Source organism: Streptomyces sp. NPDC005899, assembly GCF_040629645.1.
GTDB lineage: Bacteria > Actinomycetota > Actinomycetes > Streptomycetales > Streptomycetaceae > Streptomyces.
On record NZ_JBEXWB010000349.1, the window covers coordinates 1 to 6,561 of the forward strand.

At 71.9% G+C, this 6,561-nt stretch carries 5 protein-coding genes; 3 read left to right on the forward strand and 2 right to left on the reverse strand.

Features of this window, described 5'->3' with window-relative positions:
* Nucleotides 1-36: 36 nt before the first annotated feature.
* Nucleotides 37-1,686: an FAD-dependent oxidoreductase gene (locus tag ABZ371_RS27220; RefSeq protein ID WP_358684301.1), complete on the reverse strand. Its 1,650-nt coding sequence runs from the start codon at nucleotides 1,684-1,686 to the stop codon at nucleotides 37-39.
* Between the two features lie 9 nt (nucleotides 1,687-1,695).
* A complete protein-coding gene (locus ABZ371_RS27225) occupies nucleotides 1,696-2,610 on the reverse strand; it encodes a diiron oxygenase (RefSeq protein WP_358684303.1) in 915 nt (304 codons plus the stop codon).
* Between the two features lie 706 nt (nucleotides 2,611-3,316).
* On the opposite strand from ABZ371_RS27225, the gene ABZ371_RS27230 reads away from it, so the two are divergent.
* The 3 genes from ABZ371_RS27230 to ABZ371_RS27240 form a co-directional block, all read left to right on the forward strand.
* Nucleotides 3,317-4,657 (forward strand): extracellular solute-binding protein, encoded by a 1,341-nt coding sequence (locus tag ABZ371_RS27230; protein ID WP_358684305.1) that lies wholly within the window; start codon nucleotides 3,317-3,319, stop codon nucleotides 4,655-4,657.
* Nucleotides 4,654-5,613 (forward strand): sugar ABC transporter permease, encoded by a 960-nt coding sequence (locus ABZ371_RS27235; protein ID WP_358684307.1) that lies wholly within the window; start codon nucleotides 4,654-4,656, stop codon nucleotides 5,611-5,613. The genes ABZ371_RS27230 and ABZ371_RS27235 overlap by 4 nt, the downstream gene beginning before the upstream one ends.
* A partial coding sequence (locus ABZ371_RS27240) for a carbohydrate ABC transporter permease (RefSeq protein ID WP_358684309.1) occupies nucleotides 5,610-6,561 on the forward strand: 952 nt, incomplete at its 3' end. The genes ABZ371_RS27235 and ABZ371_RS27240, both read left to right, overlap by 4 nt.

A 6,561-nucleotide genomic window follows, 5' to 3' on the forward strand; every position in this document is an offset into this window, starting at 1 on the left:
GGCACCGCACCCGGCCGTCCGGCGGGGCGGGCGACCTCAACGGGTCGGCCTCCACCGGCCGGTCCTGGACGCCGCCACCAGTTCCCCGGCCGTCGCGAACTTGACGCGGGGCCTGCCCTCCTGGCGCCCCCGGGCCAGCTCGGCCCGGTCGATCGCGGCCAGGCCGCGGGCGTCGACCACCTCGGGGTTGCGTCGCCGGACCAGTCGCCGGAAGGCCCTGGCGTCGTGCCGGGGCGCGGGCAGCGCGCCCCGGACGGCGTCGTCCAGGAGGGAGCCGACGGTCTCGGCGGCGCAGGTCCGGTTGGCGCCGATGCCACCGGACGGCCCGCGCTTGATCCATCCCACGACGTACGTGCCCGGCCTGCCCGTCACACGTCCGGCCTCGTGCGGGACGGTTCCCGTCGCCTCGTCGAACGGCAGCCCGGCGACCGGCCTGCCGCGGTAGCCGACGGCCCGCAGCAGCATGCCGGCCGGTATCTCCGGTGCCTCGGCCGTGCCGGTGACGCGGACGGCACGGACGCCGGTCCCGCCCAGGGCCTCCACGGCTTCGGAGTGGAAGCGGAAGACGATCCGCCGGCCCGCCGGGGGTGCGAGCGACCAGTCGACCCTCTCGCGGGCCACCCCCCGCAGGACCGCCGCCTTGTCCCCGTCGCGGGCCGCGTCGATGGCGGCGGCGATCCGCGGGTCGTGGTCGTCGACGACGAGATCCACGCCCGGCAGGTCCGTGAGGGCCAGCAGTTCCGTCCGGGTGCAGGCCGCCTCCTGCGGGCCGCGCCGGCCGAGCAGCACCACTTCGCGCACGCCACTCGCGCCGAGGGCGTCGAGTGCGTGGGCGGCGATGTCGCCGGCGGCCAGGGCCTCGGGGTCCGACACCAGGATGCGGGCCGCGTCCAGGGCCACGTTCCCGTTGCCGACCACGACCACCCGGTCCGTCGACGGATCGACGGCGCCGGGAGGGGTCTCCGGGTGGGCGTTGTACCAGGAGACGAACGTCGTGGCCGAGAGGCTGCCGGCCAGGTCCTCGCCCGGGATCCCGAGACGGCGGCCGGTGGAGGCACCGACGGCGTAGACGACCGCGTCGTGGTGCGCGGCGAGTTCCTCCGGTGTGATGTCGCTCCCCACGTCGAGCCCCAGGTGCATGCGTACGCGCGGATGCGTGTGGAACCTGGCGAACGTGTCGCCCGCCTTCCTGGTCGACAGGTGGTCCGGTGCCACCCCGTAGCGGATGAGCCCGCCGGCGACGGGCAGCCGGTCGATCAGCGTCACCTCCGCGCCGGTGTGCAGCAGCAGGTCCTGGGCCGCGTACATGCCGGCCGGGCCCGTGCCGACCACGGCCACCCGGATCGGCGCGAAGTCGGAGGGCAGACTGCGTGCGAAGGCCGGTGCGCCCCACTCGTGGAAGTTCGGGCCGGCGTCGGCGGACGCGGGCTCGCGGTCCGCGAAGTACGCCGCGTTGATCGGGCCGTACTCCTTCCGCACCCCGGACAGGCTCTCCAGCGGGAAGATCGCGTCCACCGGGCAGGCGTCGGCACAGGCGCCGCAGTCGATGCAGGTCTTCGGGTCGATGTGCAGCATCTCCGTGCTGCCGAAGTCCCGTTCCTCCGGCGTGGGGTGGATGCAGTTGACGGGGCACACCGCGACGCAGGTGGCGTCGCTGCAGCACGTCTGGGTGATGGCGTAGGTCATGTCGTCCGCTCAGATCAGGTGGGCGCGCTTGTAGAAGATCAGAGCCGGCCCTGTGAGGAGGCGGGCGGAGGCCAGGAAGTCCATGAGTCCCGAACAGCTGGAGCGCATCATCGACTTGTGGTGCTCGTTCGCCTCCGCCTCCCTGACGGCACGCTCCGGGTCGAGCCCGGCGTTGGCGTAGACGTCCTTGCTGACCATGCTGGTGACGATGACGTACGAGGCGATCGCGATGACGAGGGCGTGGATCCGGCGGCGCACCGGGCCGGCCGCGTCGAGGTGCCTGCGGGTCTCCGCCCGGGCGAACTTCATGTGCCGTGATTCCTCGACGACGTGGATGTTGTTGATGGTGCGTACGAACGGCACGACCCGCTCGTCGCGCATCCAGTCGCGCTGCATGACGTCGAGCACCTCCTCGGCGACCAGGATGGCCGCGTACGCCGCCTCGCCGAAGGCGACCGTCTTGAAGGCCCGTCCGAGCTCGACGGCGAGCCGGCGCGGCCGGTAGGCGGGTGCGCCGAGTTTCTGCGCCCCGCGGGCGAACATGATCGAGTGCCGGCACTCCTCGGCTATCTCGGTCAGCGCCCACTGGACGTCGGCGCCCGTCGGATCCTTGGTGTAGACGTCCCGGAGCACCATCTGCTGGAGGATCATCTCGAACCAGATGCCCGTGCTGGCCACCGACGCGGCTTCCTGGCGGGTGAGCTCCTTGCGCTGGGCCTCGCTCATCTCCGCCCAGTAGGCCGTGCCGTACAGCGTGCTCCACTCGGGACTGGCTCCGTGGAAGTCCTTGTCCAGCGGGGTCTCCCAGTCGACCTCGGTGGCGGGGTCGTACGCCAGGGCCGCCGCCGACTCGAGCAGGCGGCGGGCCACTTCGTGCTCCTCGGGCCGGTCCTGGGCGTCCGGCCGGACAGTGCTGCTTGCCATGTGGGACTCCTCGGTTCGCGTGGGTGGTTCCTTGGTGTGACGCGTGGGCGGCCGGTCAAGGGGAGACACCGTGGCGTGCGCCGCACGCCCGCCGCGCCACGGGAGGCATCCGGTGCGGTCCCGGGGCGCCGGTCTTCACGGCCGCGGGAGGTGCGTCAACGCACCGCGTGGGCGCGGTTGTCGCCGAAGTCGTGCCGTGCTCGCGTTCTCCTGACCGCCATGACCGACACCTCCGGTGGATCACTGTGGGGCAGCACCCCGCCCCGCTTGTTAGACGCAAGGTATAGCAAGGGCGGCGGCCGGGCCTACCCCCCAGTAGGAAATGGGCGCGCTCCTTCGCGGTTTCTCCGCGAACGCGGGCCGGTGCGGCGTGTCTTGGGGCTCCCTCCGCGGGCGGAGGGATGCCCCCTCCTCGTGTGCCGGTGCGGCCCGGCAGGGTGGTGTTCGGGTGACCGAACATTGTTCGCCATTCCCGTCCGGGTCATTGACGCACGGTTCCACCCCGCCTACGGTCCCGTCCGAAGTGCCGATCGATAGTCGGTATACCGAACGCCTGTGTCGGAACATCCGTGCCTCCGCCTGCCCGCCCGCACCCAAGGAGCCCCGCACGAGCCCCGCACCTCCGGGCCCGCACACCTCCGCCCCGCACCGCGTACGCCCGTGGTCCGGACCGCGCCACCCGTCCCCTCCTCAGAGACGAGCCGCCATGCACCCACCTCACCTCAGCCGGCGCCGAGCCCTCGCGGGCGGGGCCGGCGCCCTGGCCGCCACCGGAGTCCTCGGTGCCCTCTCCGGCTGCGCCGCGCCCGCCACGGCCGTCGGGGCCGGGCAGACCCGGCTGCGGTACTGGCACCTGTTCGGTGGCGGCGACGGCGTCACCATGCAGGCGATGCTGGCCCGCTTCCGCGCCGAGCACCCGGCCGTGGCGCTGGAGGCCGCGACCCTGCAGTGGGGAGCCCCCTACTACACGAAACTCGGTATGGCGGGCGCCGGCGGCCGGGCACCCGAGCTGGCGGTCCTGCACCTGGCCCGGCTGGCCGGCTTCGCCCCCGGCAGGCTCATCGACCCCTTCGACCTCGGGCTGCTGGCCGAACACGGGGTGCACGCCGAGGACTTCCCTCCGGGCATCTGGCGCCGTGGCCAGGTGGGCGGCAAGCAGTACGCCGTGCCCCTCGACACCCATCCCTTCGTCCTCTACTACCAGAGCGAATTGTGCGAGAAGGCCGGGCTCATGTCGGGCGGCCGGCTCAGACCGGTGGTGGGTGCCGCCGGGTTCACCGACGCCCTGCGCGCCGCCAGGAAGGTGACCGGGCAGCCGCCACTGGTGACCGAGACGCTCGGCCCCGACTGCATCACCCCCTGGCGGCTCTTCTCCACCTTCTACGCGCAGACGGGAGGCTCTGTCCTCTCCGCGGACGGCAAGCGCCTCGCACTCGACGACGCCAAGGCGCTGCGGGTGCTGGAGTACCTGGCCTCCCTGGTCGAGGAAGGGCTGATGGTGCGCCGAGTCGACTACGCGGCGTCCGTCGGTGTCTTCAACGGCGGCAGGACCGCCTTCCACCTCAACGGCGAATGGGAGATCACCACCTTCCGGAACGCGGGCATCCCCTTCTCCATGACCCGTGTGCCCGCGCTGTTCGGCAGCGCCGCCACCCAGGCCGACTGCCACACGTTCGTCCTGCCGCACCAGAAGGACCGCGGCGGAGCGCCGAACGAGGCCGCGCACGCCCTCGTCGCCTGGATGCTGCGCCACTCCTCCGCCTGGGCCGAGGGCGGCCACGTACCGGCCTACCTGCCGGTACTCCAGGACCCCGCCTACCTCGCCCTGAAGCCCCAGTCCGAGTACCGCGACGTCATCGACGACGTCGCACTCGACGAGCCCGCCTGGTTCACCGGCTCCGCCTCACGCATGTGGATCGAGCTCGGGGCCGTGTTCTCCGGCGTCCTCACGGGGTCCCGCACCCCGCGGGGCGCGCTGACCGAGGCCAGGGCCCGCCTGCGCACGCTTCTCGACACCCGCAACCCGCTTCCGGGAGCCGCGACATGACCTCCACCACCGCGGCGCCGTCCTCCCTGGCCCACCGGCCCGGCGGAGCGCCCGGCCCCCGCCCCCGCTCCGTGCGCAGGAAGTGGAGCGAACACGGGCTGGTGTTCGTCGCCCCCTTCCTCCTCGTGTACGCCGTGTTCCTGGTCTGGCCGCTGATCTCCGGCCTCGGCATGAGCCTGACCAGCCAGGACATCACCGGCAGCGGAGGGGAGTTCGTCGGCCTCGGCAACTACGCCGAGGCGATGGGCGACCCGGACGTGTGGTCGTCACTGTGGAACACCGTCTGGTTCACCGTCCTGTCGACCGTCCCGCTCGTCCTCGTCGGCCTGGGTCTCGCGCTGCTGGCCCACCAGCTGAGCGTCGTCCAGTGGCTGTGGCGGCTCAGCTGGTTCGCCCCCTTCCTGCTGCCGTCCGGTGTCGTCTGCCTGCTCTTCGCACAGATGGTCTTCCCCTCCGGTTTCGGCCTCGCCGACCAGATGCTCGCCTCCGTCGGTATCGAGCCGGGCATCGGATGGCTGAGCGACGAGCGGTACGCCATGCTCTCCGTCGTCGCCACCACCGTCTGGTGGACGGTCGGCTTCAACTTCCTGCTGTACCTCGCCGCCCTCCAGGCCATCCCGCACCACCTGTACGAGGCCGCCGAGCTGGACGGGGCGGGCGCCGGACGCCGCCTGCGCCACATCACCCTGCCGATGCTCCGCCGCACCACCGGACTGGTGATCGTCCTCCAGGTGCTGGCCTCGCTGAAGATCTTCGACCAGGTCTACATCATGACCGGCGGCGGCCCGGACGACTCGACCCGGCCCATCCTCCAGTACGTCTACCAGCAGGGCTTCACGGGCTACCGCATCGGCTACGCCTCCGCCGTCTCGTACATCTTCTTCGCCCTGATCCTGACCGTCTCCCTGGTGCAGCCGCTGCTGTCCCGGCGCCGAGCTGAGGAGGCCGCGAAGTGAGCGGATCCGCCACCACCACGCCCCGCCGCGGGCGCTCCGCCGGCACGGAAGGGCGGCGCCGCCGCTGGACGCCCGGCAGGATCGTCCTGCTGGTCATCGCCCTGGTCCTCACGGCCGCCTGGCTCGTGCCCCTGCTGTGGGCCGTCGCCACCTCCCTGAAACCCGAGGGGGAGACGACGAGGACGCCTCTGGCGTGGATCGGCTCACGCGTCACGTTCGACGCCTACGCCAAGGTCTGGGAGTCGGGCGACCTGACGCGCTGGCTCATGAACTCGGCGTACATCTCCCTCATGACGACCGCGCTGACCGTCGTGACGTGCGCCATGGCGGCGTACGGGTTCACCCGCACGGACTTCCGCGGCCGCAAGCCGCTGTACGCACTGGTGCTCGCCGGCATCATGGTGCCCCCGCAGGTACTCATCGCGCCGCTGTTCCACGAGATGGTCCAGCTGGGCCTCGTGGACACCTACTGGGGCGTGATCCTGCCCCAGGTGGCCGTACCCGCCATGGTGTTCATCCTCGTGAAGTTCTTCCAGGGCGTGCCGCGGGAGCTGGAGGAAGCGGCCTTCGTGGACGGCGCCGGGCGCTGGCGCGTCTTCTGGACGATCGTGATCCCGCTCTCCAGGCCCGTGCTGGCGGCCGTGGCGATCTTCACCTTCATCTCCACCTGGAACAACTTCCTCTGGCCCTTCCTGGTGACCACCGACCCGAACGGCATGACCCTCCCCGTCGGGCTGGTCAGCGTCCAGTCGTCCTTCGGTGTGCGCTACGCGCAGATCATGGCCTCCCTGGTGATCGCGGGGCTGCCCCTCCTGGCCGTCTTCGCGCTGTTCCAGCGCCAAATCGTCCGCGGCATCGCCCACACCGGACTCGCCGGGCCGACCCCCCTGCCCGTCCTGATCTCCACGGACCAGGAGCACGGCATCGTGTGCCGCGTGGGCGAACCGG

Bases quoted from the DNA above. Each gene is read 5' to 3' on its own strand.
- ABZ371_RS27220 (WP_358684301.1), bottom strand. From the start codon at position 1,686: ATGACCTACGCCATCACCCAGACGTGCTGCAGCGACGCCACCTGCGTC.
- ABZ371_RS27225 (WP_358684303.1), bottom strand. From the start codon at position 2,610: ATGGCAAGCAGCACTGTCCGGCCGGACGCCCAGGACCGGCCCGAGGAG.
- ABZ371_RS27230 (WP_358684305.1), top strand. From the start codon at position 3,317: ATGCACCCACCTCACCTCAGCCGGCGCCGAGCCCTCGCGGGCGGGGCC.
- ABZ371_RS27235 (WP_358684307.1), top strand. From the start codon at position 4,654: ATGACCTCCACCACCGCGGCGCCGTCCTCCCTGGCCCACCGGCCCGGC.